This window comes from Exiguobacterium profundum, assembly GCF_042652865.1.
In the GTDB taxonomy this organism is placed as follows: Bacteria; Bacillota; Bacilli; order Exiguobacteriales; family Exiguobacteriaceae; genus Exiguobacterium; species Exiguobacterium profundum.
In genome coordinates, this window is sequence record NZ_JBHSHG010000001.1 from 1,764,600 (window position 1) to 1,789,632 (window position 25,033).

General features: G+C 48.8%; 30 protein-coding genes. 1 reads left to right on the plus strand and 29 read right to left on the minus strand.

The window, feature by feature from the left end:
* Positions 1 to 184 precede the first annotated feature (184 nt).
* The 20 genes from ACFO4U_RS08980 to glyA form a co-directional block, all read right to left on the minus strand.
* On the minus strand, positions 185 to 403 hold the full coding sequence (locus ACFO4U_RS08980; RefSeq protein WP_031422262.1) for a DUF1146 family protein: 219 nt from the start codon (positions 401 to 403) through the stop codon (positions 185 to 187).
* A gap of 200 nt (positions 404 to 603) precedes the next feature.
* Positions 604 to 1,794, minus strand: a complete 1,191-nt coding sequence (locus ACFO4U_RS08985) for an EAL and HDOD domain-containing protein (protein ID WP_159562970.1) — start codon at positions 1,792 to 1,794, stop codon at positions 604 to 606.
* 151 nt (positions 1,795 to 1,945) lie between these two features.
* Positions 1,946 to 2,356, minus strand: a complete 411-nt coding sequence (locus ACFO4U_RS08990) for a F0F1 ATP synthase subunit epsilon (protein WP_012727354.1) — start codon at positions 2,354 to 2,356, stop codon at positions 1,946 to 1,948.
* A 28-nt stretch (positions 2,357 to 2,384) separates the two neighbouring features.
* The gene (atpD, locus tag ACFO4U_RS08995) at positions 2,385 to 3,803 is read right to left on the minus strand and encodes a F0F1 ATP synthase subunit beta (protein ID WP_012727355.1); all 1,419 of its coding nucleotides are present in this window, start codon (positions 3,801 to 3,803) and stop codon (positions 2,385 to 2,387) included.
* A 34-nt stretch (positions 3,804 to 3,837) separates the two neighbouring features.
* Positions 3,838 to 4,695: an ATP synthase F1 subunit gamma gene (atpG, locus tag ACFO4U_RS09000; RefSeq protein WP_012727356.1), complete on the minus strand. Its 858-nt coding sequence runs from the start codon at positions 4,693 to 4,695 to the stop codon at positions 3,838 to 3,840.
* Positions 4,696 to 4,731: 36 nt separating this feature from the next.
* On the minus strand, positions 4,732 to 6,240 hold the full coding sequence (gene atpA, locus ACFO4U_RS09005) for a F0F1 ATP synthase subunit alpha (protein WP_074035730.1): 1,509 nt from the start codon (positions 6,238 to 6,240) through the stop codon (positions 4,732 to 4,734).
* 18 nt (positions 6,241 to 6,258) lie between these two features.
* Complete coding sequence (locus ACFO4U_RS09010) at positions 6,259 to 6,792, minus strand: F0F1 ATP synthase subunit delta (RefSeq protein WP_159562972.1); 534 nt, start codon at positions 6,790 to 6,792, stop codon at positions 6,259 to 6,261.
* Positions 6,792 to 7,319, minus strand: coding sequence for a F0F1 ATP synthase subunit B (gene atpF / locus ACFO4U_RS09015; RefSeq protein WP_074035726.1), 528 nt, complete (start codon positions 7,317 to 7,319; stop codon positions 6,792 to 6,794). Before atpF ends, ACFO4U_RS09010 begins: the two co-directional genes overlap by 1 nt.
* 71 nt (positions 7,320 to 7,390) lie before the next feature.
* Positions 7,391 to 7,612: a F0F1 ATP synthase subunit C gene (atpE, locus tag ACFO4U_RS09020; RefSeq protein ID WP_012727360.1), complete on the minus strand. Its 222-nt coding sequence runs from the start codon at positions 7,610 to 7,612 to the stop codon at positions 7,391 to 7,393.
* A 65-nt stretch (positions 7,613 to 7,677) separates the two neighbouring features.
* The gene (gene atpB / locus ACFO4U_RS09025) at positions 7,678 to 8,415 is read right to left on the minus strand and encodes a F0F1 ATP synthase subunit A (protein WP_074035724.1); all 738 of its coding nucleotides are present in this window, start codon (positions 8,413 to 8,415) and stop codon (positions 7,678 to 7,680) included.
* Positions 8,415 to 8,822, minus strand: coding sequence for an ATP synthase subunit I (locus ACFO4U_RS09030; protein WP_074035722.1), 408 nt, complete (start codon positions 8,820 to 8,822; stop codon positions 8,415 to 8,417). The genes atpB and ACFO4U_RS09030 overlap by 1 nt, the downstream gene beginning before the upstream one ends.
* Positions 8,819 to 9,046: a hypothetical protein gene (locus tag ACFO4U_RS09035; RefSeq protein ID WP_012727363.1), complete on the minus strand. Its 228-nt coding sequence runs from the start codon at positions 9,044 to 9,046 to the stop codon at positions 8,819 to 8,821. Before ACFO4U_RS09035 ends, ACFO4U_RS09030 begins: the two co-directional genes overlap by 4 nt.
* Positions 9,047 to 9,710: 664 nt before the next feature.
* Positions 9,711 to 10,340 (minus strand): uracil phosphoribosyltransferase, encoded by a 630-nt coding sequence (gene upp / locus ACFO4U_RS09040; protein WP_012727364.1) that lies wholly within the window; start codon positions 10,338 to 10,340, stop codon positions 9,711 to 9,713.
* Between the two features lie 98 nt (positions 10,341 to 10,438).
* A complete protein-coding gene (locus ACFO4U_RS09045) occupies positions 10,439 to 11,650 on the minus strand; it encodes a hypothetical protein (protein ID WP_215243628.1) in 1,212 nt (403 codons plus the stop codon).
* Positions 11,651 to 11,854: 204 nt separating this feature from the next.
* Complete coding sequence (locus ACFO4U_RS09050; protein ID WP_196431272.1) at positions 11,855 to 12,553, minus strand: hypothetical protein; 699 nt, start codon at positions 12,551 to 12,553, stop codon at positions 11,855 to 11,857.
* Positions 12,554 to 12,661: 108 nt separating this feature from the next.
* On the minus strand, positions 12,662 to 13,897 hold the full coding sequence (locus ACFO4U_RS09055; RefSeq protein ID WP_196431273.1) for a sensor histidine kinase: 1,236 nt from the start codon (positions 13,895 to 13,897) through the stop codon (positions 12,662 to 12,664).
* A gap of 3 nt (positions 13,898 to 13,900) precedes the next feature.
* Positions 13,901 to 14,578 carry a response regulator transcription factor gene (locus ACFO4U_RS09060; RefSeq protein ID WP_012727368.1) on the minus strand — a complete coding sequence of 226 codons (678 nt, stop codon included), beginning with the start codon at positions 14,576 to 14,578 and terminating at the stop codon, positions 13,901 to 13,903.
* A gap of 65 nt (positions 14,579 to 14,643) precedes the next feature.
* Positions 14,644 to 14,892, minus strand: a complete 249-nt coding sequence (locus ACFO4U_RS09065) for a hypothetical protein (protein WP_031422247.1) — start codon at positions 14,890 to 14,892, stop codon at positions 14,644 to 14,646.
* Positions 14,893 to 14,992: 100 nt separating this feature from the next.
* Positions 14,993 to 15,940, minus strand: coding sequence for a hypothetical protein (locus ACFO4U_RS09070; RefSeq protein WP_215243627.1), 948 nt, complete (start codon positions 15,938 to 15,940; stop codon positions 14,993 to 14,995).
* 4 nt (positions 15,941 to 15,944) lie between these two features.
* Complete coding sequence (gene glyA, locus ACFO4U_RS09075; protein WP_012727371.1) at positions 15,945 to 17,198, minus strand: serine hydroxymethyltransferase; 1,254 nt, start codon at positions 17,196 to 17,198, stop codon at positions 15,945 to 15,947.
* Between the two features lie 131 nt (positions 17,199 to 17,329).
* Between glyA and ACFO4U_RS09080 the strand changes: the two genes are divergently transcribed.
* Entirely contained in the window at positions 17,330 to 18,115 is a 786-nt protein-coding gene (locus ACFO4U_RS09080) for an alpha/beta hydrolase (protein ID WP_215243626.1), read from the plus strand.
* Positions 18,116 to 18,168: 53 nt separating this feature from the next.
* On the opposite strand, the gene ACFO4U_RS09085 is transcribed toward ACFO4U_RS09080, so the two are convergent.
* From ACFO4U_RS09085 to ACFO4U_RS09125, 9 genes are all read right to left on the minus strand, one after another.
* Positions 18,169 to 18,711 carry a TIGR01440 family protein gene (locus tag ACFO4U_RS09085; RefSeq protein WP_047794818.1) on the minus strand — a complete coding sequence of 181 codons (543 nt, stop codon included), beginning with the start codon at positions 18,709 to 18,711 and terminating at the stop codon, positions 18,169 to 18,171.
* A complete protein-coding gene (rpiB, locus tag ACFO4U_RS09090; RefSeq protein ID WP_074035705.1) occupies positions 18,708 to 19,148 on the minus strand; it encodes a ribose 5-phosphate isomerase B in 441 nt (146 codons plus the stop codon). The genes ACFO4U_RS09085 and rpiB overlap by 4 nt, the downstream gene beginning before the upstream one ends.
* A gap of 4 nt (positions 19,149 to 19,152) precedes the next feature.
* Entirely contained in the window at positions 19,153 to 19,653 is a 501-nt protein-coding gene (locus tag ACFO4U_RS09095; RefSeq protein WP_012727381.1) for a low molecular weight protein arginine phosphatase, read from the minus strand.
* Between the two features lie 21 nt (positions 19,654 to 19,674).
* Positions 19,675 to 20,685, minus strand: coding sequence for an L-threonylcarbamoyladenylate synthase (locus ACFO4U_RS09100; RefSeq protein WP_159562979.1), 1,011 nt, complete (start codon positions 20,683 to 20,685; stop codon positions 19,675 to 19,677).
* On the minus strand, positions 20,666 to 21,523 hold the full coding sequence (gene prmC / locus ACFO4U_RS09105; protein WP_074037873.1) for a peptide chain release factor N(5)-glutamine methyltransferase: 858 nt from the start codon (positions 21,521 to 21,523) through the stop codon (positions 20,666 to 20,668). The genes ACFO4U_RS09100 and prmC overlap by 20 nt, the downstream gene beginning before the upstream one ends.
* Positions 21,523 to 22,593: a peptide chain release factor 1 gene (prfA, locus tag ACFO4U_RS09110; RefSeq protein WP_074035701.1), complete on the minus strand. Its 1,071-nt coding sequence runs from the start codon at positions 22,591 to 22,593 to the stop codon at positions 21,523 to 21,525. Before prfA ends, prmC begins: the two co-directional genes overlap by 1 nt.
* An 82-nt stretch (positions 22,594 to 22,675) precedes the next feature.
* Positions 22,676 to 23,287, minus strand: coding sequence for a thymidine kinase (locus tag ACFO4U_RS09115; protein ID WP_074035700.1), 612 nt, complete (start codon positions 23,285 to 23,287; stop codon positions 22,676 to 22,678).
* A gap of 106 nt (positions 23,288 to 23,393) precedes the next feature.
* Positions 23,394 to 24,617, minus strand: a complete 1,224-nt coding sequence (locus ACFO4U_RS09120; RefSeq protein ID WP_012727386.1) for a cation:proton antiporter — start codon at positions 24,615 to 24,617, stop codon at positions 23,394 to 23,396.
* Positions 24,618 to 24,716: 99 nt separating this feature from the next.
* Positions 24,717 to 24,959 (minus strand): type B 50S ribosomal protein L31, encoded by a 243-nt coding sequence (locus ACFO4U_RS09125; RefSeq protein WP_012727387.1) that lies wholly within the window; start codon positions 24,957 to 24,959, stop codon positions 24,717 to 24,719.
* Positions 24,960 to 25,033: the final 74 nt, after the last annotated feature.

Sequence of the window (25,033 nt, forward strand, 5' to 3'; positions counted from 1 at the left end):
GATGTGATGATGTCGATTATTTGAATGGTTTGCAAAACGTGATGATTTTTCATTCATTAATCAATCTGAATAATAAATAAGTGCAAATTGAATGAAAAAAACATCATGTCAGACGAATTTATCCTACATGATAATCATATAGGAGTCGTTACAGCAGGATTACAGTTTGTTAAATATTCTGCGACTACTGTATAGGTGCGAGCGCCTGCGCCAGTCGAATGTACTCCAAAAAGAACTGGGCAATCAGTGAACCGAAGACAACCGCTACGAGAACGCGCAAGACAGCAGCTTGCGGACTCCTCACTTGATTGAGCAACTTATCCCATTTGACGGGTAAGAGTGCCCACCAAGCGACGTAGATCGCTATGATATAAATCGCTAGCGAAAATACGGTATTGACCATCGACGATTCCCCTCTTTTCTAAAATTCGTACCATTTTCAATCATATCATGACATGTTAGAGAAAAAAAGACTTAGGGTCTTAAGCTTCGAGCGGTTTGAACCATTCGATCAACTCACTTTCTCTACAAGCACACCAAAAGGGACGTCATCAGCAGTAAGGTCTTACTACAGTAATTGACGCCCCTCACATATTTCAAACATTATTCAATCGATTCGTCAAGGCTACGAGACCAGCGAATCGCTTCGACGTAATATTGAGACCAATCCGAATCTGTGTTATGGAGCGGAATCGTCAACTGTTCGTAGTCGATGACATCCTCTAACAACTTTCGCAAACCGTTCTGTTCACCGAGTAACGCTGCCTTTACAGGAGGCGCCACCGGAAGCTCTGCAATCAACGTTTGCATTGCCTCATCGAGAATGACGTCGAGTGATGAAAAGATTCCCGTAATGAATGCATCAAACGGTAATACATCTGTCAATGTATCCTCCGCAATCAACTCCATCATTTTTCCGCGAATGACACTCTGTTTAATCAGTTCTTTCGATTCAGACGTCTGCATCTCTCGAAGAAGCATCAAATAAGACCATCGTTTCAACTCATCTAGTCCGATTCGCGCGACGGCTTGCTCGATTGATTCAATCGTTCGACGACCTTTTTGATACACCGTATTGACCGTACGGAGCATCTTATAGGATAGGTCGACACTTCGCTCAATTTGCGCTGAAATCCGTCGAAAACTCGGTTCCGGACAATCGAGCTCTTTCAACATTTCAATGAGCGTGTGACGCAACGGATGCACTTCGGCCCCGTGCACCACGATGGGACGACTAAAGAAGTACCCTTGGAACATTTTATATCCGAGTCGTTTCGCAATCTCATACTCTGCGGGTGTCTCGATTTTTTCCGCCAAAAATTCGACTCGGTGTCCGAGCGCATCAATCAATTTTTGCTGTTGATCGACTGGGGTCGCTTGATAGTCGATTTTGATGATGTCGGCGAGTCCAATCAATGGGCGATATTTCTCTTCAAATACGAAATCATCCAGTGCAATCGTATAACCTTGACGTCTTAACGAGCGGAGAGACTGTAATACTTTCTCCGTCGGTTCGACATGTTCGAGCACTTCGACGACGAGCGATTGACGTGGTAGCAACGAAGGCACTTCCCCTTCAATCAACGTCTGAGGGAAATTGATGAACGCGCGCGTCCCTTCTGTCAATTCCCGAAAATTGAACACAAGGTAAGCGTTATGAATGACGTCAGCTGTTGCCAACGAATCATCTACGTTCTCAAAAATATTATTTTCGCTGCGGCGATATAACAATTCGTAGCCGCAAACGCGTAATTGTTGGTCAAAAATTGGTTGTCGCGCAACGTAAACTTTCATTCCCTAATCTCCTTTACGGTAGTTCCCACCTTTATTATCGGTCTTCTTCCATATATTTTTTACTAGTCCCGTCATTTAGAAGCACGACAAAAGACCCATCTTTTCCAAAAAACAACAAAAAAACTCCCACACTTTCGTGTGAGAGTCATTCTTATTCTTTCATATCGCGAATGCTTAAGCGGTTGATCGCTTTTTTGAGCGCAAGTTCCGCACGACGGAATTCGAGTTCCGAGAGCTTCGTGTCTTGAAGACGACGCTCGGCACGAACTTTCGCCGCAGAAGCGCGATCATAGTCGATCTTATCCGCCATTTCGGCTGTTTCAGCTAAGATCGTCACCGTGTCGGGACGAACTTCCATGAAACCGCCGCTGATTGCGATCAGCGTGCGTCCACCATCTTCGTGGCGCAGCTTGAGGACTGAGACGTCGAGTGGCGTCACCATCGGGATGTGCTTTGGCAAAATACCAAGCTCACCAGTGACCGATTTGGCGATGACCATTCGTGCGTCTCCTTCAAAGGCTGCACCATCCGGGGTGACGACGTTGACGTGAACAGTATTCATCGTCTAGTTTCCCCCTTCCGCGTAGGTCTTAGACCAACGTCTTCGCTTTTTCGATGACGTCTTCGATTGGACCGACGAGACGGAATGCATCTTCAGGAAGATCGTCGTGTTTACCTTCGAGGATCTCTTTGAAGCCGCGTACTGTCTCTTTGACTGGCACGTACGAACCTTTTTGGCCCGTGAACTGCTCAGCCACGTGGAAGTTTTGTGATAAGAAGAACTGAATACGACGTGCACGGTGAACCGTGAGTTTGTCGTCTTCAGACAACTCGTCCATCCCGAGGATAGCGATGATGTCTTGAAGTTCTTTGTAACGCTGAAGCGTCTGTTGAACGTTACGTGCAACCTCATAGTGCTCTTTCCCTACGATTTCAGGAGAGAGGGCACGTGAAGTCGATGCGAGCGGGTCAACGGCTGGGTAAATCCCCATCTCCGAAAGACGACGCTCAAGGTTTGTTGTTGCATCAAGGTGGGCGAACGTTGTTGCCGGAGCCGGGTCCGTGTAGTCATCGGCTGGTACATAAACCGCTTGAATCGAAGTTACCGATCCTTTTGCAGTCGATGTGATTCGCTCTTGAAGCATACCCATTTCAGTCGCAAGTGTCGGCTGGTAACCTACCGCCGATGGCATACGTCCGAGAAGGGCTGAAACCTCAGAACCTGCTTGTGTGAAACGGAAGATGTTATCAACGAAGAGAAGAACGTCTTGTCCTTGCTCGTCACGGAAGTACTCTGCCATTGTCAAACCAGTCAAGGCAACACGGAGACGTGCACCAGGTGGTTCGTTCATCTGACCGAAGACCATCGCTGTTTGCTTGATAACGCCTGAGTCCGTCATCTCGTGGAACAAGTCATTCCCTTCACGCGTACGCTCACCGACTCCTGCGAATACAGAAATCCCGCTGTGCTCTTGCGCGATGTTGTTGATGAGTTCCTGGATGAGGACGGTTTTCCCTACACCGGCACCACCGAAGAGGCCGATTTTACCACCTTTGATGTATGGTGCGAGAAGGTCGACGACTTTAATCCCTGTTTCAAGGATTTCAACTTTCGTTGACAATTCGTCAAATGTTGGCGCTTGACGGTGAATCGGTGCACGAAGCACGTCAGCTGCCACTTCTTTATCATCGATCGGGTTACCGAGAACGTTGAAGACACGTCCAAGTGTCGCTTCTCCAACTGGTACCGAAATCGGTGATCCTAAGTCAAGTACTTCCATACCGCGGCGAACGCCGTCAGTTGAGTCCATCGCAATCGTACGGACCGTGTCGTCACCAAGGTGAACAGCTACTTCGAGCGTCAAGTCGACACTAACATCGTCCGCTGTCGCTGCCACGTGTGTGACTTTGAGAGCGTTGTAGATGTTCGGTAAGTGGTTGTCGAACTTTACGTCGATAACTGGGCCCATGACTGCGACTACGCGGCCTTTCATGCCGTATTCGTTCATCGTGTTAGCCTCCTACAATCTAGAGGGCGTGCGCTTATTCAAGCGCCGACGCACCTCCGACAATCTCTGTGATTTCTTGTGTGATCGCTGCTTGACGCGCGCGGTTGAATTTGAGTTTGAGTCCGCGAATGAGTTCATCCGCATTGTCTGTCGCACTCGACATCGCCGTCATCCGGGCTGCGTGCTCTGACACTTTCGCATCGAGCAATGCGCCGTAGATGAGTCCTTCCGCATAACGTGGGAGGAGCGCCGCTAAGATCGTTTCTTCTTCTGGTTCGTATTCATACATCACATTGGATGCGGACTGTTCGATATCCCCGAGCGGGAGCAATTGTTGAATCTTCACTTCTTGGCTGATGACCGAGATGAACGAGTTGTAGCAAAGCTTCAATTCATCAATCTCGCCCTCGCTGAAGGCACCTACCGTCTGTTTGACGATTTCTGCGACTTCAACAAAAGTTGGTTGGTCGTTTAGCCCTGTCATCGCGCTATACACCGGAATGTTGCGTGACTTGAAGAACTGGACACCGACTTTCCCGATTACGTAAAGACGATACTCATCTGTTGATGTGTGCTTGTCTTTGAGTTCACGGTACACGTCACGCAAGACGCTGGCGTTGTATCCACCTGCGAGTCCGCGGTCTGACGTGATGACGATATAACCAGTCCGTTTGACGGGACGTACTTGAAGCATCGGGTGTGTCGCGCCTGATGTACCACCGGCGATCGACGAGATGACTTCTTGCAACTTGTCCATGTACGGCTTGAAGTTGGCGTTGTTCCCTTGGGCCCGGTTCAACTTTGATGCCGACACCATGTTCATCGCTTTCGTGATTTGCTTCGTGCTTTGGGTCGAGGTGATCCGCATCTGGATCTCACGTAATGATGCCATTTCGATTCACCACCTTAATAGACGCTCGTCACCGGATTAAACCGATGGCGAGAACGTCTTTTTGAATTCCGTAATTGCGTCGACCATTGCCTCGTCTGAAGGAAGGTTTCCTGTCTGACGGATTTCACGGCAGAGGTCTTTACGGTTTTGGTCGAGCCATGCGTTCATTTCTGTTTCGAAACGACGGATGTCTGTGACTGGGATGTCATCGAGATGACCTTTCGTGAGTGCGTAGATGATGATAACTTGCTTGTCTACAGAAAGCGGTGCGTTCAAGTCTTGTTTCAAGACTTCAACCGTACGCTGACCACGGTTCAACTTCGATTGTGTCGCTTTGTCGAGATCTGATCCGAACTGAGCGAACGCTTCGAGCTCACGGTAAGACGCGAGGTCAAGACGAAGTGTACCAGCAACTTTCTTCATCGCTTTCACCTGTGCCGAACCACCAACACGTGATACTGAGAGACCGGCGTTGATTGCTGGGCGTACCCCAGAGAAGAAGAGGTCCGACTGAAGGAAGATCTGACCGTCTGTGATCGAGATAACGTTTGTCGGGATATATGCTGAGATATCCGATGCTTGTGTCTCGATGAACGGAAGTGCTGTCAATGAACCACCGCCGAGTTCGTCGTTCAACTTCGCTGCACGCTCAAGAAGGCGTGAGTGGAGGTAGAAGACATCCCCTGGGTAGGCTTCGCGGCCTGGAGGACGACGGAGAAGGAGCGAGAGCTCACGGTAAGCTGCCGCTTGTTTCGAAAGGTCATCATAAACGACGAGGACGTGTTGTCCGCGATCCATGAAGTACTCACCCATCGATACCCCTGCGAATGGTGCGAGGTAAAGAAGTGGTGCCGGCTGTGATGCCGATGCCGAAACGACGATTGTATAGTCGAGCGCTCCGTTTTGACGAAGCGTCTCTACTACGCCACGTACAGTCGATTCTTTCTGACCGATAGCAACGTAGATACAAATCATGTTCTCTTCTTTTTGGTTGATAATCGTATCGATGGCAACAGATGTTTTACCTGTCTGACGGTCACCGATGATGAGCTCACGCTGACCACGACCGATTGGAACGAGGGCGTCAATCGCCTTAATTCCTGTTTGAAGTGGTTCGTGAACCGATTTACGTGCCATAACGCCGTAAGCTTTACGCTCGATCGGGTTATAGTTGTCAGTCACGATTGGTCCAAGACCATCGATTGGTTGTCCGAGTGGGTTGACGACACGTCCGAGGAGTGCCTCACCAACTGGAACTTCCATGATGCGACCTGTACGTTTGACAGAATCGCCTTCTTTGATGCCTTTGTAATCGCCAAGGATGATAATCCCGACGTTACCTTCTTCTAAGTTTTGCGCCAAGCCCATTACGCCGTTAGAGAACTCTACGAGTTCCCCCGCCATAACGTTATCGAGTCCGTGTGCACGAGCGATACCGTCACCTACTTGAATGACTGTACCTGTCTCGCTGACTTCGATTTCAGAACCGTACGAAGCGATTCGTTCTTTTAGCAGGGCGCTGATTTCTTCAGCTTTGATTGTCATTGAATTCACCCCTATTTCTTACGCATTCAACAATTCACGCTCAAGGCGTGTAAGTTTCGTTTCGATCGTATCATCGTACGTCGTGTATCCGACTTGGACACGGAGTCCACCGATGACTTCTTCATCGACGACGTTATTCAATTGGAGCGTCTTCCCGAGCTTCTGTCCGAAGACGAGTTCGACGTCTTTCAAGTCTGTTGCCGACAATGGGTAGGCGCTTGTGACAATACCCTCTGCAATTCCACGATAGTCGTTGATAAATTCGCGGACGTAACGTGGCAATGCGCGAACCTCTGCCGCACGGTCATTTTCGACCATGACGAGAAGTGTGTTCACGACAATCGCCGTCATATCACCAAAGCTGTCTTTTAAAAGCTGTGCAAGCTCGCTGTCACTGACTGCCGGATTCGTTAAGAGATCCATGAGTTCAGGAGTCGCGTGGAGCACTTCATCGAGCAGACGCACTTCCGCTTCGACTTGGTCGAGCGTGCCTTGTTCCCGCGCTAAGTCGAAGAGCGCTTTGGCATAGCGTTTTGCTAATGATGCGTTCATCAGTTCGCACCTTTCGCTTTAGACAGGAAGTCTGTGACGAGGGCACGCTGTTTCGCTTCATCACCTTTAAGGTCTGTTTGAAGGACGTGGCGTGCTGCCGAAAGTGCCTGTGTGACGACTTCCGTTTGAAGAGATTGTTTCGCAAGCTCACGCTCGCGCTCAATCGCTTTCTCTGCCTCGATTTTAATTTGTTCGGCTTCCAAACGCGCCTGCTCCACCAAGCGTGCTTGTTCTGCTTCTGCTTGTCGACGGCTTGCGTCGAGCATTTCTTTTGACTCAGTACGTGCTGCACTGAGTGCATCACGTTGTTCAACGACATAATGTTCCGCATCTTTGCGGCTCTTTTCAGCGAGTTCAATTTCGTTCGCTACATACTCTTCACGCTGTCTCATCATTCCAAGGAGTGGTCCCCAAGCAAATTTCTTCAACAGGGCCAAGAGTACGAGGAATGTGAAAATTGTAAAGATCATATCCAGAATGCGGAGGCCTTCGCCGCCAGCACCAGCTGCAATCATCATCGTATCCATGCATACCCTCCTCTTGACTAAATAAGTGAGGGAGACGTGCTCCCTCTCATGCTATTCTCGTTAACTCGGAATCAAGAGTTGAGGAGAAGGAAACCGACAGCCACACCGATGATCGGGAGGGCCTCAACCAAACCGATACCGATGAACATTGTTTGACGAAGTTCGTTTTTGAGTTCTGGTTGACGTGCTTGTCCTTGTACTGTTCCGTATACGATCAAACCGTTACCGATACCAGCTGCGAGTGCTCCAAGTCCGATAACAAGTGCTGTTGCGAGAAGATTAAGTTGTTCCATTGTGTATATTCCTCCTAAAAGTTAAGTAAATAATTTGATTGTAACGCTTTGGCGAGATGTCCGAATCAATGTTCGGCCGAAGCTTTGTGCCCGATGTACACCATTGCAAGCGTCAGGAAAATGTAGGATTGGATAACCCCGATAAAGATTGAGAAACCTTGCCATAGAATCATTGGGAAGACCGCAAAGATTGCACCGAGCGGGTTGAGTGCGCCTTCGGCTGTAATCGCGAGTCCCAAGATGATGGTAATCATGATTTCACCGGCAAAGATGTTACCGTATAGACGCAAACCGAGCGTCAACGTGTTCGCAAACTCCTCGATCAATTTGATCGGAAGCAAGAACCAGACTGGTTTTACGAATTCCGCCGAATAGTGTTTCAATCCGTGCAGTTTCACCCCGTAATAGTGCGACATTGCAACGACGAGTGTCGACAACGCCAAGGTTACGTAAGGATCGGCTGTCGGTGAGTTGAACCACAAATAGTGTCCGGAAATGACGTTAAACGGTAGACCCATCAAGTTTGAGAAGAGAATGAACAAAATCAACGTCATCCCAAATCCAATAAAGCGTCCTCCTGTCTTCCAGTCCATCGCACTTGCGATGATTCCACGTACGAACTCCGCGAAGAATTCCATGAAGTTTTGTTTGCCAGTCGGCTTCATTGCCAAACGTCTTGTCCCCCAAATGGCGAATACGAAGACGAGTAACGCTGCAACTAGCACTGTAATGACGTTCGTCCAGCTCCCGTATAACGTATAGTCCCCAAAGTGCAGAGAATATGTGGGAAACTCATGACCCATTAATATTCACCTCTTTTCCTGCTGAGCTGGGCAAGTGTAAACTCGCCAAATTGTATGATGTGGCCGGCGATTAGACCAGTTACCACCGCGATGACGGACACTCGATCCTCGTAGAGAAGACCGACTATCACTGCTAACGCACCGACCGCCATTCTTGAAACGGTCCCGTGCGACTTTGGTCGTCGTCCATGCTCGATGACGTCATACATACGTATGACACTTCGATTCTGCATATGTAGAATGATGAGACTCCCGACCCCGCCGATGAACAATCCGAGAAAAACGGCTTTGTACATCGGGACGATGAAGGCGCCAACTAACAAAATTGCAAACCAAATGGTAAACCATTTCGTATAACGCTTCATCAACTCTTTTTGTGCTTTTCTGTCTGCTTGAATCGTATTCATTCGTCCTCTCCTGTCAATAAACTCCGAAGGGTGAGAACTAGCGCCGTAACCCCGAACACGAGTCCAAGGATAATCGACACATTCCAACCAAACGTGCCCCAAAATTCACGTCTTTCGCCGTACTGTCCGACGAGATAACCGATGACAATCGGTCCAGCAAGTGCTGTCGAGATTTGTGAAGCGAGCGAGGCATAGGATAGATAACGATTGTCTTTTTTCGCCATCCAAATCCCCCTTTCGAGTCTCACGTGCTCCCTTGTTCTTCACGAATTCACACTCGCGTGACCATCAAAAGTCACACAAGTTCAGAGTAATAGAAATGGCATAAGAAGTCAATGAATTTCACAATTATAAAAGCGCTTTAAATCAAGTCGTATCAATAGTTTTACGCACTTCATAAACTAAACGATCAAAGCACTTTTTTAAGAAAGTGTGAAGAAACGTTGAAATAAAAATGTTGACTTTATAACATTTCACAAACGGAATCAGATGAAGAATAGTTCAGTTATACCCCCACGTTTTGGAAAATTCAATCAGTAAACGCTTACGTTCACAAAGAGTTACGAAACGTCTGTTGACTTCATTTTGAAATCGTTTTCAACGTCCTGTATCAGTATACCGAGGATGTTTTTACCATGTCGAGCGATTTCGCCCATTTTTTTGTGAGGAATCTCATACTGTTCAAAATCCCTTTCTCAATCCTGGTTTTATATTCGAAATCGAGGGATTCTATTTAAATAAGAAAGAATAGATAAATTCCATCCCAGTTCGCCATTCTTCTCGCTCTAGTTTTGTGTCTATTTTGTGACATCCGTAAATGATAAATATTATTCAGTGTCAATCGTAAAAAAAGCGAGAATCGCATAGGCGATTCTCGCTTTTAAGTCATTACTTCGTACCAAACAAACGGTCACCCGCATCCCCAAGTCCAGGAACGATATAACCGTGGTCATTTAATTTTTCATCGAGTGCAGCAAGATAGATCTCTACATCCGGATGTTCTGCTTGTACACGCTCTACGCCTTCTGGTGCTGCGCAAAGGCATGCCAACTTGATTGACTTCGCTCCGTGTTTCTTGAGTGATGCAATCGCATCAACAGCCGAACCACCTGTCGCGAGCATCGGGTCAACAACGATAAAGTCGCGTTCTGTGACGTCTGTCGGAAGTTTCAAGTAGTATTCGTGTGGCTCAAGTGTTTCCGGATCGCGGTAAAGACCGATATGACCGACTTTTACGTTCGGCATCATTTTGAGGAACCCATCCACCATACCAAGTCCTGCACGTAAAATAGGGACGATTCCCAATTTCTTGCCGGCAATCATCTTTTGCGTGGAAACAGAGACCGGTGTCTCGATTTCTACGTCTGTTAGGGGTAGGCTGCGCGTGATTTCGTATGCCATAAGTGAAGAAACTTCGTCGACGAGTTCACGGAACTGCTTCGTCCCCGTCTCTACTTTACGCATAATCGTCATTTTGTGCTGAATCAAAGGATGGTCATAAACATGTACTTTTCCCATCTTGCTTCACTCCTCTCTCATTCTCTCTCGAGCATTGTACCCTAACTCTGTTGAGATGGGTAGAGCCAACTTCTATTTTATCAAAGGTCAGACGCCACTTATGGTTGAATGACCTGGAAATAATCATTGCCCGGAAGTTCATACGATTGAGATGTGTGTTGATCGACTAAATAGAGTTCTGTTTCCGTTTTCCATACGTCAAAGGATTGCTCAGTCAATTCTTCATACAGATGCAAGTCTCCGATTTTGATAGCTGTAGACGGTTTTTCATGCGGCTGAATATGAGACAAGGTGTCAAACAACTCTTGCGTTTTCGGTCCGTCTAGCCAGATTGTATCTTGATCCGATTCAAAAACTGCCAGGCGCGTTTCCCTTTCGGCGGGGCGCGTGGACATCTTGTTTGTCACTGGACGACGGACATGCCCCCAAATTTCAAGGACCGTTCCATATGTTTTCGATAACGATAACGACGTCTCTTCAGCCACATCCCCTTCAATCGGTCGATCAGATAAGATGATGCGTTTCATGAGTTCGCGATGATTTCCCTTTAGCGAGAGCTCTTCTTTCGGATCGACTTTCATATAAGGAGCCTCATATATATTCGGTAGGATGAGTTGTTTGAGCGAGGACGCCTCTCCGATTTGTAGGGTGAGACGATCATCGGCACGCCTCGTCAAGAAAACATACCCTTCATTCTCTCCGCTTTGAAACGGGAATAGTTTTGGTTCAATGATCGGGTCAAGTGTACGCCCATTTCGAATCGTCTCGAACGTCACATAGATCGCTCCCGTATCCGGTGTCGTATAACGGAAAGCCGAGTCGGGCATTACTTCTTCATGCGTCTCGTTCAATGTGAACGTACTTGTAATCGATTCAAGGTCATCGATGCGCTCAAACTCAATTGTCGAGACCACTTTCGACTCTTGAAAGCGCTCTTGTTCGAGCGCTTCAAACGCTTGAATCGGCTCCACGGCAAACGTTCGCTCCATCAACTCATTGCTGTTCGCGCAGGTCACGTAACGTTCATCACCCGCCGCAAAATATTTCACCGTTTTGGACCCGAGTACTTCATAGAGCGGATGATGAAATGTCACTTCTGCCACCTTGGCTCGTCGCTCTGGTAAGACATCTGTCGGACGACGCTCACAGTATGTAAGTAGCTTCTCTTGTGTTTGTTTCATTAACGGTATCTCAGGATCTTGCTCGACTCGATAGGAAGACAAAGGACGTAATTCAATCGCGTTCAACGTCTCGGCACCACATCCACTCAACAAGATACAACTGAGCAAGATTCCCCAATACGTACGCATTGATGTTCCTCCTCATTCCCAATTAGGTGGAAACCACCTAAATTTTTCTTGTACATCATAACATAGAACCTATTTTTGTGATGATTTCAGAATTATTACGTTTCTGATGATTTGACGAAAGCGGTCCAACTCATTTTATGCTTCAACGTCTAGCAACAAAAAAAGAACTAATCCATTAAGAGATTAGTCCTTTTTATCACTTCATTAGTCATCTTCTCGCTCATCCTCGGATGAGTCATCTTGAGATGAGTCGTCCTGCGAAGAATCATCTTGTTCATTCTGGTCGTCCTCTGATTCACGATCGACTTCAATGACCGCCCCATCTTGATTTAGCTCAAGTTTGACAGGATCGCCGACACGCGGAGTGTCATCATCGATTTCAGAACGTGCGGCAAGTGGATATACGTTGTCTTTCCCATCGATCTTAATCGTGACTTCTTGATTTGTGAGTTTGACGAGCGTGCCGTAAATATACGCATCATCATCACCACTCTCACGGTCCACTTCCTTCACTTCATCATCTCGGTTCAATTCGAGTTTTACCCGGTCACCCACTTGCGGTGTATCGTCATCGATTTCATGTGTCGCCGCTAAAGGGTATGTCGACTCTTTTCCATTGAAGCTGATAGTGACATCTTCTTTCGATAACTTCACGAGCGTCCCGTATAGTTCATAGTCGTCTCCATCCCCCACTCGCGCTGCTGACGAATCATCTGATGCGCTACTTGAGCCATCCGATGTAGCAGGGTCATCTGGGTTGTCCGTTGATCGATCGTCACTCGCTTGATTGATTGCTTGTGGAACAATGACCGTATCCGTCTGATTCCCGTTTACGTAAAATCCAATTCCAACAATTGCCATGACAGCTAATAATGCGCCGATAATCCAACCGATGCGTTTCATGTTTGTTTCCTCCTCATGATGTGTTCTTCTTATTTTCATCATAAGCCTCTTCCGTGAGAGCATATTTAAGGCTTCATTAGAAGTTGATGAGAAAATGCGAAATATTCATCATCGAGTCAGAAAAAATATACTGCCATCCGGATGATTCGATCTACTCCCGATCGTCCACTCATTCAAGTCCGCCACTTCTTTCGCAATCGCGAGACCAAGACCGCTCCCACTGCGATCGCGCGCTTCATCTAATCGGTAGAATCGATCGAACAGCCGATTCCTCACATCATCCGAAAGAATCGGTCCTCGATCGCGTACCTCAATTCGATCACTTTTCAAATGAAGGCTCGTCTCTTCCGCATACTTCAAACTATTGTCTAATAGGATGACAAGAATCCGCTGTAACGACTCACGATGACCAAACCAGCTTCCTGTAGCTTCAATAGGTAAATGGACGCCGTGCGACCGCAAAAAACGTTCTCCTATTGATTCCCCAAGTTCAGCTAAATCGATTTCTTCTCGCTCTACCTGTTCGAGTGCAGCAAATCGATTCAATTCGAGCATAGGTTCAATCAAATCATTTCGCATTTGACGCGACTCCGTTAAAATATGGTCAATCGCTTCGGCACGTACACTCTCATCTTCTTGTCCCCATCGTTGTAATAACTTCGCATAGCCCTCGATGACGGTCAACGGTGTCTTGAGTTCATGTGAAACATCGGCGACGAAACGACGTTGTTGCTCCATCGTCCCTTCGACTCGCTCAATCATATGATTAAATCCGTCCGAAAGAGTCGTCACTTCATCTTTTCGGTCAGCCACTTCGATTGTCTCTAACTTACCGGACTCCGTGATCCGTTCCATCGTTTCTGTCAATCGGCGTAACGGTGACAGACCTTGACGTAAAATCCACCACGTCCCGAGGAACGTCAAGAGAACAGCAAAGAAGAACATGACGAGAAAAATGGTTGCGAGCGCTTGAATCGTATTGCTCACATCTCGATCCTGAAAGCCGAACGCTAGTCCATCCGTCGTCGCGACCACAAACCAATCATCGATGAGGGCCGGTTCCCCGTAATTGATGGGAAACGTCGTTCCGTCTGGCACTTCTCCCCCGATGATTCCCCATTCGCCGTTTTCTTGACGTTCTAACACGACACTGTCCTCATGAAGCGACAATACCGCATCGCTATTCCGGACATCTTCTTCCAAGAGATTCAACGCCTGCAGTAACACGTCAAAACGCGAATCGACAATTTCCTGCCTGGCGACGAACCAGGTCACGCCAAAGGAGACGAGAAGAAGCAACAACATGAACCCTGTCATCGCCCACGCAATCTTTGTTCGTAGCATCGGTCACTCACCACGCTTCAACATATAGCCGACACCGCGAACCGTTTGAATCCAAGAGCCGGTCAGTTTTTTCCTTACGTATCGGACATACACGTCCACGACATTCGTATCCCCATAGTAGTCGAATCCCCACACGTGTTCGACGAGTTGGTCACGCGTCAAAACACGCTCCGGATTCTCTAAAAAGAAAACCAACAAGTCAAACTCACGTCGAGTCAAATCTACTTTCTTTCCGTCACAATATACTTCATGACGATTCACGTCGACAGTCAATGTTTCGTACGTCAACACCTGTTCGGAATGGTCCTGACGAACAAGCTGGCGCATTCGTAAAAATGCCCGAATTCGTGCGAGCACCTCTTCTATTTCAAATGGTTTCGTGATGTAATCATCTGCGCCAAGATCAAGACCACTCACTTTGTCGTATCGATCGCCACGGGCCGTCACCATCAGAACCGGTAACAAAGGTCGCTCTTCTTTCAGACGACGGACCACCTCGAGTCCACTCATTTGAGGTAACATCACGTCCAGCAACACGAGGTCGACATCATCAGCGAGAGCTCGTTCCAAACCGGTACGACCATCTGTCGCCACCATGACCGCATACCCCGCATGCTTCAATTCCAACTCCAGTAATCGCGCAATCTTCGAATCATCTTCTACGACGAGAATCGTCTGCATCCTGCTCACTCCTTTGAAAAAACGCCGAGCAGTTCGCTCGACGTATTGTTATTCATTTCCCGAATTCAATCCGCAAAAAACAGACGAACGCCTTCTGGAACGGCTTGCTCGATTCGTCTTTCTAAATCATCTTCCCATTCATCCCACTTCGTATCGACTTGTTCCATCTGCTGTTCGACTTCCAGCGCCGCTAGCGATAGTTGCGACAGGCTGGATTGTCCAGGTGAAGTGAAGAACAAAAATCCGGCAAGCCCGATTCCCATAAGTCCGATCGCCAATAAAGTTGTTCCAATGGTTTTCATTACACGTTTCATACACGCATCCCTCCTACCTCAAATCATACGACAGGAAAACGAGAAATCGTGGTGTACTTCATTAGAATTTCATGAGAAAAGGCGCTACTCATGTAGCACCTTATTCTTCGAGCACGGACTTCGCAATCGGTGCCCAATACGTCCCTTCCATCTCAGAAACGGTCGTCAACGTTTCACGGTACGCCGGGTCATTCGCTTTTTTCTCGGCAATCCCTTTCATCCAAAGGACATCTGCCTTGTAACCGGATTCTGGATACGACTCGAGATAAGCCGCATAGTCCGCAATGTCCGCTTGTCCCAATTTATTGTCGACAAGAAGTCGATAAAACCCAACTGCTTGTTCTTGTCCGACCTTCGCTTTCCCGTCTAATAGGCGGTCGGCTTTTTCGTACTGTTTGTCTTGAACAAGTGCTTCTACCTCAGCCAGCGGTACAACATCCGTTGATGTGTCCGGTGCCTCTTCGGTTGATTCCTTTGGCTTCTGTTCGTCCGAATCTTGAAGTTTCTCATTCTCTTCTTCGAGTCGGGCGACTTCTGCCTCGAGCTCTTCAAGGCGTTCTGCGAGTGCTTCTTCTTCCGTTACGGTCTCGACAACGACTTCGTCCGGCTCGTCCGGCGTGACGCCGGGCGGTTCGGCATCCGGCCAAAATATGAGCGCTCCAGCCGCAAGACCAACGACGAGCGGAAGACCAAGCCATTTCTTATCGAGCTTGAACGCCTGTCGCCACTCGGCTAAATCAGAATGTTGGATGACAGCCGACGAGAACGAACGAAAGCGGCGCTTGGCCGCTTTTTTTCCGTTCGCCTTTACTTCTAGCGCAAGACCTAGTCGATGGAAAGCAGCAGGCACTTTCATCCCGAGGAGCGGCACGATTCGTTCACTCGCTTCTTCATAATAGCCATGGTCGAGGAGCGTCGTGATGACACCGAACTCACTGGCGACAAGACGGAAAGACGGATCGTATTCCCCTTTACGAGCCAACCATTCTGTCATATCGAACAATGGAAGTTCGGATAGCTCTCGTTCTGCTAGTGTCCGAATATCCATTGACTCAGCCTCGTTCAGGGTAAAGCGGGAACTTCGCCGTTAACAATCGCACGTCTTGAAGTGCTTCCGCGATTACCGCCTCGTCTTCATGTTGTTTGAGCACACGTCCGATGAGACGTGCCACTTCTTTCATATCCGTTTCTTTGAAACCACGAGTCGTCATCGCAGCCGTTCCGAGACGGATTCCGCTTGTGACAAACGGTGATGCCGGGTCGAATGGGATCGTGTTTTTATTGACTGTGATTCCCGCTGCATCGAGTGCATGCTCAGCTGCTTTACCTGTGATGTCGATTCCTCGAAGGTCGACTAGCAAGAGGTGATTGTCCGTTCCGCCCGATACGATTCGGAGCCCCTCTTCTTCAAGGCCTGCCGCAAGTGCTTGTGCATTCGCAATGACTTGACGTTGGTAATCTTTGAATTCCGGTTGGAGTGCCTCACCGAACGCGACCGCTTTTGCCGCGATGACGTGCATGAGCGGTCCTCCTTGAATCCCTGGGAAAATCGACTTGTCGATCGCTTTGGCGAACTCTTCTTTACAAAGAATCATCCCTCCACGTGGTCCACGGAGCGTCTTGTGCGTCGTCGTCGTGACGAAATGCGCATGTTCGACCGGGTTCGGATGCAGACCTGCTGCCACGAGTCCAGCAATGTGCGCCATATCGACCATAAGGTAAGCATCGACACTGTCCGCGATCTCACGGAACTTCGCGAAGTCGATTGTACGTGGGTATGCCGATGCTCCCGCAACAATCAATTTCGGCTTATGTTCCTTCGCAAGTGCAGCGACGACGTCGTAATCGATGTGTTCTGTCTCTTTGTCTACACCATATTCGACGAAGTTATATTGCACACCTGAGAAGTTGACCGGGCTACCGTGCGTCAAGTGACCACCATGAGACAAGTTCATTCCGAGAACCGTATCTCCTGCTTCAAGCACCGTGAAGTAGACCGCCATGTTCGCTTGTGCACCCGAGTGTGGTTGTACGTTTGCATGTTCTGCACCGAACAATTCTTTCGCACGGTCACGCGCCAAGTTCTCAGCGACGTCGACAAACTCACAGCCACCGTAATAACGGCGTCCCGGATATCCTTCGGCATATTTGTTCGTCAATACGCCTCCTTGCGCTTCCATGACCGCTTCTGAAACAAAGTTTTCTGAAGCGATGAGTTCGATGTTGTCGCGCTGACGACCGAGCTCGTGTTGCATTGCCTCAAATAATTCCGCATCCTGCACTTTCAACTTCGTCGTGTTTACCATGTGAAGACCCCCTCTAAATGTCTAAAAATCAACACCCCCATCGTACCACACGCTTGTTTTTTTGGGTATCGCAATAATCTGATGAAAAGTTGGGTATCATTAATAAGAATGTAACTGTGAGGAGGCCACTTATGATTGAGACAAAAGAACTGACGATCACACCGTTCGAACGGACACGAACGGTCCGGATCTACACACCTGCCGACTATGAGACGTCCGAAAAACGATATCCGGTCCTCTACATGCACGACGGACAAAACTGTTTTGCTGACGAGGATGCGAGCTACAACATGAGCTGGCGCGTCGGTGAATATTTAGACGCCTCGAAGCGTGACTTGATTGTCGTCGCCCTCGATAGTGCACCAGGCGAACAACGACTCGATGAGTATGGACCGTGGGAAAACCCTTATATCGGTGAAAGTTTGCTCGGAAGTGACATCGTGCTCGGCGGGCAGGGTTCGGCGTATATCGAATACATCTCGCAGGAATTGAAACCTCAAATCGATGCTGACTATCGGACGATTCCGGAAGAAACAGCGATGATGGGAAGTTCGATGGGTGGGCTCATCTCGATATATGCAGCCTGTGTATATCCAGACGTCTTCAAGCGTGTCGCTTCCCTGTCCTCTGCATTTTGGTTCAACCAAACCGAGCTGGAACAATTGATTGAAGCGAGCGATTTGAAGGGCGTCGAGCGTCTTTACTTGGACGTCGGCGCAAAAGAAGTCGAGGAACCGATCGAAAATGGACCGACGAACGAGATGTATCGTGAGTCGAGCGAACGCGTGTACAACTTGTTAAAAGACAAGGTCGAACACATCCGATTCGAAGTGATTGAAGAAGGAGTTCACAACGAGCTCGCCTGGCGTGAGCGTTTCCCGATGGTCATCTCCTATCTTTTTGGAGAAGATTTATAATTTGAACAAAAAAGCATCGCATTCGGTCGAAAAACCTAAATGCGATGCTTTCTTCATTTATTTGGATACTGAGCCCGTGGCCCACCAATCAGTTTCGGTCTCGTGACTGCGAACGTGACGTACGCCTCTCCGAGATGCTTCGATGATAACCGAACCGGTATCGCGACCGGTTTCAAATGCATCCCAATCAATGTCGAGCCGATATCAATCCCGGCATCTGCTTGAATCGATTCGACGACACATGGCTCCTCGAAGTTCGCATACGCCTTCTCCGACATCGCCCCACCCGCGGAACGGACCGGGACGACCGTCACTTCAGTGAGGCCGAACTGTTTGAGTGTCCGGCGCTCAACGGTGAGGGCACGGTTGATGTGCTCACACCCTTGAAACGCCAAATGGACACCTGTCTTTTCTCTAAATTCAAGGAATGCTTCCATCAATTCGCTTGCGACATCAATGGAACCTGCCTTCCCAATCGTTTTTCCGAGCACTTCACTCGTCGAGCATCCGATGACGAGAATGCGCTCATCATTTAACGGGAACCGTTCGTGAAGCTCCGTCAAAAATCCGAGAAGTTCCGTCTTCATTTGACTCACTTCGATTCGTAAGCGCTCATCTTGTCGACACGGTTTGAATGGCGACCGCCTTCAAAGTTCGTATCGAGCCACGTCGTCACCAAGTCGAGTGCAAGACCAGGTCCGATGACACGCTCGCCCATCGTCATGATGTTCGAATCGTTATGCTGACGTGTCGCTTTTGCACTGAATGAATCATGGACGAGTGCCGCACGAATCCCTTTGACTTTGTTCGCCGCAATCCCGATTCCGATTCCCGTACCGCAAATCAAAATCCCACGATCGAATTCACCTGCCGCTACCGCTTCTGCGACCGGGATGGCCACATCCGGGTAGTCAATCGAGTCCGCTGAGTGCGTCCCGAAATCTTTATACTCATGTCCGAGTTCCTCAAGCAAGGCTACGATTTCTTTCTTCAAGTTGAAGCCGCCATGATCAGCGCCAATTGCAATTTTCATTCGTTCATTCCCCCGTCTTCTTTGGTAGGCGTCTCGGTGGTTTCGTCACCTTTGACCCATCATTCGTTAATTTTAACACAAGTCGATTCACGAGTGGTTCGAGCTCGTTTCGCACCTGGCGATACACATTCATCGAACCGCCGAACGGATCGTTGATGTCCCGTTCGAGTCCCGTCACGAATTCATAGAGCGTGTACGTCCGCTCAGACAAATCCGGGTATGTATCCCGAATTTGTTCACGGTGTGCGCGTGTCATCGTCAAGATGATATCCGCCCAATTCCCTAACACTTCATCGAACGTCTGGGTGACATGATCGAGCTCAATCCCACGTTCTCTGAGAACTTGCAGTGCGTTTTCTGAAGCATCGAATCCTTGCATCGTCCGTAGACCAGCTGAGCGAATATCAAACTCATCCCCGGTCATCTTCGAACGGAGCAAGGCCATCGCCATCGGGCTTCGGCACGTGTTGCCACTACATATGAATAATACGCGTTTCATTGACATCGCGTGTCCTCCTCTATGTCTTTAGGCATCTTTCGTCGGGTGCACAATCTTTCCGCCCGCTGCTTTGTATAAACGGTTATAGACGGCAAGTGCGACTCCGACCGGTTCAATCGTGTTCACATAAATCTCATCCACGTCTGTTTCATCAAATCGACGAAGCGCGTCGTATAAACGTTGCGCCGCCACTTCCATCGAGGTCCCAAGTGAATACGTGACCTCAGCCGGTGTCGGGTTCTCGTCGAAGACGAGTGCACCGATTCGCAACCCCGCTTGCTTCCGCTCCTCGATGACACGTTCTAAATCTTTGCGTGTGCCATCGACTAAAAAAACAGGTGCCGTTGGGGCATAGTGCGTGTACTTCATTCCCGGCGATCGTGGTGTGGCTTCATCGTTACTCAAATTGGCATCTAAGGCGACCGGTCCAATGACAGCTTCCATTTCTTCTCGCGTCACACCACCTGGTCGTAAAATCGTTACCGTGTCCCCCGTACAATCCACAACGGTTGACTCGACTCCGATTCCGGTAGGACCCCCATCCACGATTCCTGCGATTCGTCCGTTCAAATCATCCGCGACATGTTGAGCAGTTGTCGGCGAAGGTCGTCCGGAACGATTCGCACTCGGAGCCGCAAGCCCTAACCCTGACTTACGAATTAACTCGAGTGCTGCCGGATGATTCGGCATCCGGAGTCCGATGGAATCGAGGCCTGCGGTCACGAGCGAAGAGGCTCGTCCGTTTGAAGGCAAGATGATCGTCAAAGCGCCTGGCCAAAACGCATCCATTAAGCGTTTGGCAACAGGAGGAATCGAATCGACAAACAAACTCGTTTGGTCGATTGAAGCGATATGGACGATGAGCGGGTTATCCGACGGACGACCTTTTGCCTCAAAAATCTTTCGAATTGCCACATCGTTCATGGCATCTCCAGCGAGACCATAGACGGTTTCTGTCGGCATGGCGATGATTTCACCCGCTTGAAGAAGACGTACCCCCTCTTCAATCTCATTCGAATTAATCCATTTCGTTTCCATACGCAATCCCTTCCCTTACGGCATAGACGATACGGTCCTTGCCGTTTATATCTTTTAAAATACCCGTTTCTGCTTCAGGATAACGTTCAGACAGTAATGATTTCACATCTTGTCCTTGGTTATACCCGATTTCAAACGCAATCAAATGCCAATCGGCACGTAAGACGCGCACCGATTCCAATATTAATTGCCGATACATGTCGAGCCCATCCTTCCCTCCGAAGAGCGCAAGGTGCGGTTCGTAGCCGACGACCGTCTCATCTAACAGCTCATCGGCCTCGATGTAAGGCGGATTTGAGACTAGAACGCGAATCGAGTGGTCCGCAATCGGTGCGAGCCCGTCTCCTTCATAAAACCGTACAGTTGCGCCAAGTGTGGCTGCATTTCGTTTAGCGACTTCAATCGCCTCACGCGAAATATCGACCGTCTGTACACGTACGCCGAGCTCGAGGCTCAAGGTAATCGCAATGGCCCCGCTTCCTGTCCCGACATCGACAATCTCATCATCCTTGATGTGACGAAGTTGCCCAAGTACCCAGTCGATCAACTCTTCCGTTTCTGGTCTCGGAATCAACACATCCCGGTTCACTTCAAACGAGCGCCCGTAAAACGGAGCATGTCCAATCACGTGTTGTACCGGTTCTCCGATCAATAAACGCTCGATTCCCGTCTCGAACCGTGTCGCTTCATCTGAAGACAATTCATCCGACAAACGAACGAGGAGACCGGTGCGATCGACTTGCAACACATGCATGAGCCACCATTCGGCAGCCGCACGGTCGCGCCCAGCTTCAACTAGTCGTTCTTCCGTCTGCTTAAGTAGCGCGGCAATCCGCATCATTCCGCTTCCTCCATGAGACGTGCCTGTTCGTCCATGATGAGTGCGTCGATAATGTCTTCGAGTTCACCTGCTAGGACACGGTCCAACTTCTGAAGGGTCAATCCAATCCGATGATCTGTGACACGACTTTGTGGGAAGTTGTATGTGCGGATCCGCTCGGAACGGTCACCTGTTCCGACAGCCGATTTTCGTTGCGCAGACAACTCTTCCATATGTTCGCTTTGCATTTTGTCATACAGGCGTGCTCGAAGGACCTTCATCGCCTTATCCTTGTTTTTATGCTGCGACTTCTCATCTTGACATGATACGACGAGCCCTGAAGGAATGTGTGTCAAACGGACAGCTGATTGCGTCGTGTTGACCGATTGTCCCCCTGGACCAGATGAAGTGAACGTATCAACTCGTACATCTTTCATATCGATATGCACTTCGACATCCTCTGCTTCCGGAAGAACGGCAACCGTTGCTGTGGACGTATGAATTCGTCCGCCCGATTCAGTCGACGGGACTCGCTGCACACGATGGGCTCCGTTCTCAAACTTGAGCTTTGAATAGGCACCTGCCCCGTTGATCATGAACGTGACTTCTTTAAATCCACCGAGTTCGGTATAGTTCGCGTCAATGAGTTCCACTTTCCAATTTTGACGTTCAGCGAATCGCGTATACATCTTATATAAATCTCCTGCAAAGAGTGCCGCTTCGTCTCCGCCTGCTGCTCCTCGGACTTCGACGATAACGTTCTTGTCATCGTTCGGGTCTTTTGGAAGCAATAAAATCCGCAGTTTCGCTTCTAGCTCTTTGACTTCTGGCTCGAGGAGGTTCATCTCTTCTTTTGCCAATTCACGCATGTCGGCGTCGAGCGTCCGGTCTTCAAGCATCGTCTTCGCTTCCTTGAAAGCTGTACTTGTTTCTTTATACTGACGATACATCTGTACCGTCTCTTCTAGTTGTGCCTGCTCTTTCGAATATTGTCTCAACTTCGTCGAGTCACTGAGCACCTCAGGATCGGCGAGCATTTCATTCAATTGCATGTAACGATCTTCTAATACACTTAAACGGTCAAACATGATGATCCGTCCTTTCTCCGTCAAATCAAACTCTATCTATTATAGCAAAAAAACGGACCGCCGAGGGCGGTCCGTCGATTCATCAGTCTACCACCGTATGGCGGACCGGATGTGGTTTGTTCGGTACATCATGACAATGTCGGCATCGTGGTTCGTAAGACTCGGAAGCCCCGACCAAGATGACCGGGTCCTCATACCGAGCAGGTTGCCCATCGATCAGACGTTGTGTCCGCGAAGCAGGCGCGCCGCATGACAAACAGATGGCCTGTAGTTTCGTCACGAACTCCGCGCGTGACAACAGTTCAGGCATCATCGTGAACGGTTCGCCTCGAAAGTCCATATCGAGCCCAGCGCAGATGACGCGTTTGTCTTCGTTCGCAAGTTGTTCGATGACGTCTACAATTCCTTCATCAAAGAATTGCACCTCGTCAATCGCGATAACCTGTGTTTCTTCACGAACGGCATCATACAAGTCTTGGCTTGATGCGATTGGCACGGCCACGACCGAGTTCCCTGTGTGTGAGACGACGTTCTCTTCATGATACCGGTCGTCGATTGCTGGTTTGAACACTTGGACCGGAATCTTTCCATAATGAGCACGGCGGACTCGGCGAATCAATTCCTCCGACTTCCCCGAAAACATACTCCCACAAATCACTTCAATCCAACCATATCGGTTCGTCACATGCATCATTGTTCTTCGCCCTCTCCATCGATAATCGCTTTCCGATTATACCTATCTTTCGAGTTGAGGAAAAGGGTTGACTTCTCCTAAATACTGATTGAAAGAACTCCGTCCTTTATTCATCAGCGTTCGCCTCTTTTTGTTCATCGATTAATTTCAATTTTCGCGCGAGCGGTCGAATCGTGAGACCGTGCAGTGTAACGGAAATGAAGACGAGACCGAGTGTGAGCGGCAACATTTGCTTCGCATCGTCAATCCCCAGATGCGCGACTTCTTCAGCAAAGAATCCCGCGACCGTCATCGCGACAATCCCGCGTGGGGCAATCCAACCAATGAACCCTCGTTCCGCTAGCGGCAAACCTCCACCGATGGTCGACAAGTAAATCGCAACTGGGCGAACCAAGAACAGGATGCCCGCAATCGTCAAGAGAAGCGGCCATTGGAAAATATTCAACAGCTCTGCCCGAGACAGGGAAGCCGTCAACAAGATGAAGACAGATGAGATGAGCAAGATTGAAATATCCTCTTTGAATGACTGCAGTTCTTCGATGATTTCTTCATCCCGATGCTTCGTATTGGCCATCGTCATCCCCATCGCCGTCACGGCGAGCAGCCCGACTTCATGCATCATGAGCTCGCTGAGTGAGAATAAAATGAGGACGGCCGTCAACGTGACCGAAGCACGGAGATAGCGAGGTACTTTTTCTGCCACAAACCATCCCATCAAGAGATGGCCGAACAAGTAACCGAGTCCGATTCCTACGATACAAGCACCTGCGAAGAGGAGTTGCATCCATAAATCCATACCTTCATAAACGATATATCCGAGTCGAACGACGAAGAGTCCGAGTAATGCTCCGACAGGATCGACAATGATGCCTTCCCACTTCAAAATCGCTCCGACCCGATCTTTCAAATGTGCCTGACGTAACAACGGAATGACGACAGTCGGACCCGTCACGACGAAGAGCGCCCCCATCGTCCAGGCAACGACCCAATGTAATCCTCCAACATATTGAATGAGTAGCGACATCCCGACAAACGAGAGCGCGACTCCAATCGTGACAATCCGGACGATCGACCGTCGGAACTGATTGATTTCGCTAAAATGAAGCCCAAGACTTCCTTCAAATAAGATGATGGCGACCGCAAACGAAATGATGGGACTATATAAATCTCCTAATAATTCACGTGGGTCGAACAGCCCAAGGATTGGACCGGCCAATACTCCAGCGAGCGTCATAATGATGATTGCTGGGATTTGATAACGCCATGCCAACCATTGGGACATGATGCCGACCCCGATCAACAAGCTGATACTAATGAGTATAAATTCCATAACGGCCCCCTCACGACAGTCTTTCGTCTCTTTACCCGTGTCGATGCAACAAAAAACCGCCAAGGGCAATCCCTAGGCGGTGAGCATACAACTTTACGATTAACGTTGGTATTTCTTGTTGAAGCGCTCGATACGACCATCTGCAGATGCGAATTTCTGGCGACCTGTGTAGAACGGGTGCGAATCAGAAGATACATCGACACGGATGAGTGGGTACTCGTTTCCATCTTCCATCGTGATTGTCTCGTTAGAGTAACGAGTTGAACCAGTGATGAATTTGAATTCTGTCGTCGAGTCCATGAATACGACTTTACGGTATTCTGGGTGGATTCCTTGTTTCATTGCTTTTCAACTCCTTCGGCCCTAAGTATTCTTTCAACCTAGAGAAAGTTCACTAGAATATAATATCACCCTAC

Bases quoted from the DNA above. Each gene is read 5' to 3' on its own strand.
- ACFO4U_RS08980 (WP_031422262.1), bottom strand. From the start codon at position 403: ATGGTCAATACCGTATTTTCGCTAGCGATTTATATCATAGCGATCTAC.
- ACFO4U_RS08985 (WP_159562970.1), bottom strand. From the start codon at position 1,794: ATGAAAGTTTACGTTGCGCGACAACCAATTTTTGACCAACAATTACGC.
- ACFO4U_RS08990 (WP_012727354.1), bottom strand. From the start codon at position 2,356: ATGAATACTGTTCACGTCAACGTCGTCACCCCGGATGGTGCAGCCTTT.
- atpD (WP_012727355.1), bottom strand. From the start codon at position 3,803: ATGAACGAATACGGCATGAAAGGCCGCGTAGTCGCAGTCATGGGCCCA.
- atpG (WP_012727356.1), bottom strand. From the start codon at position 4,695: ATGGCATCATTACGTGAGATCCAGATGCGGATCACCTCGACCCAAAGC.
- atpA (WP_074035730.1), bottom strand. From the start codon at position 6,240: ATGACAATCAAAGCTGAAGAAATCAGCGCCCTGCTAAAAGAACGAATC.
- ACFO4U_RS09010 (WP_159562972.1), bottom strand. From the start codon at position 6,792: ATGAACGCATCATTAGCAAAACGCTATGCCAAAGCGCTCTTCGACTTA.
- atpF (WP_074035726.1), bottom strand. From the start codon at position 7,319: ATGGATACGATGATGATTGCAGCTGGTGCTGGCGGCGAAGGCCTCCGC.
- atpE (WP_012727360.1), bottom strand. From the start codon at position 7,612: ATGGAACAACTTAATCTTCTCGCAACAGCACTTGTTATCGGACTTGGA.
- atpB (WP_074035724.1), bottom strand. From the start codon at position 8,415: ATGGGTCATGAGTTTCCCACATATTCTCTGCACTTTGGGGACTATACG.
- ACFO4U_RS09030 (WP_074035722.1), bottom strand. From the start codon at position 8,822: ATGAATACGATTCAAGCAGACAGAAAAGCACAAAAAGAGTTGATGAAG.
- ACFO4U_RS09035 (WP_012727363.1), bottom strand. From the start codon at position 9,046: ATGGCGAAAAAAGACAATCGTTATCTATCCTATGCCTCGCTCGCTTCA.
- upp (WP_012727364.1), bottom strand. From the start codon at position 10,340: ATGGGAAAAGTACATGTTTATGACCATCCTTTGATTCAGCACAAAATG.
- ACFO4U_RS09045 (WP_215243628.1), bottom strand. From the start codon at position 11,650: ATGCGTACGTATTGGGGAATCTTGCTCAGTTGTATCTTGTTGAGTGGA.
- ACFO4U_RS09050 (WP_196431272.1), bottom strand. From the start codon at position 12,553: ATGAAACGCATCGGTTGGATTATCGGCGCATTATTAGCTGTCATGGCA.
- ACFO4U_RS09055 (WP_196431273.1), bottom strand. From the start codon at position 13,897: ATGCTACGAACAAAGATTGCGTGGGCGATGACAGGGTTCATGTTGTTG.
- ACFO4U_RS09060 (WP_012727368.1), bottom strand. From the start codon at position 14,578: ATGCAGACGATTCTCGTCGTAGAAGATGATTCGAAGATTGCGCGATTA.
- ACFO4U_RS09065 (WP_031422247.1), bottom strand. From the start codon at position 14,892: ATGAAACGTGTAATGAAAACCATTGGAACAACTTTATTGGCGATCGGA.
- ACFO4U_RS09070 (WP_215243627.1), bottom strand. From the start codon at position 15,940: ATGGATATTCGGACACTAGCAGAACGAGAGCTATCCGAACTTCCATTG.
- glyA (WP_012727371.1), bottom strand. From the start codon at position 17,198: ATGGTAAACACGACGAAGTTGAAAGTGCAGGATGCGGAATTATTTGAG.
- ACFO4U_RS09080 (WP_215243626.1), top strand. From the start codon at position 17,330: ATGATTGAGACAAAAGAACTGACGATCACACCGTTCGAACGGACACGA.
- rpiB (WP_074035705.1), bottom strand. From the start codon at position 19,148: ATGAAAATTGCAATTGGCGCTGATCATGGCGGCTTCAACTTGAAGAAA.
- ACFO4U_RS09095 (WP_012727381.1), bottom strand. From the start codon at position 19,653: ATGTCAATGAAACGCGTATTATTCATATGTAGTGGCAACACGTGCCGA.
- ACFO4U_RS09100 (WP_159562979.1), bottom strand. From the start codon at position 20,685: ATGGAAACGAAATGGATTAATTCGAATGAGATTGAAGAGGGGGTACGT.
- prmC (WP_074037873.1), bottom strand. From the start codon at position 21,523: ATGCGGATTGCCGCGCTACTTAAGCAGACGGAAGAACGACTAGTTGAA.
- prfA (WP_074035701.1), bottom strand. From the start codon at position 22,593: ATGTTTGACCGTTTAAGTGTATTAGAAGATCGTTACATGCAATTGAAT.
- ACFO4U_RS09115 (WP_074035700.1), bottom strand. From the start codon at position 23,287: ATGATGCATGTGACGAACCGATATGGTTGGATTGAAGTGATTTGTGGG.
- ACFO4U_RS09120 (WP_012727386.1), bottom strand. From the start codon at position 24,617: ATGGAATTTATACTCATTAGTATCAGCTTGTTGATCGGGGTCGGCATC.
- ACFO4U_RS09125 (WP_012727387.1), bottom strand. From the start codon at position 24,959: ATGAAACAAGGAATCCACCCAGAATACCGTAAAGTCGTATTCATGGAC.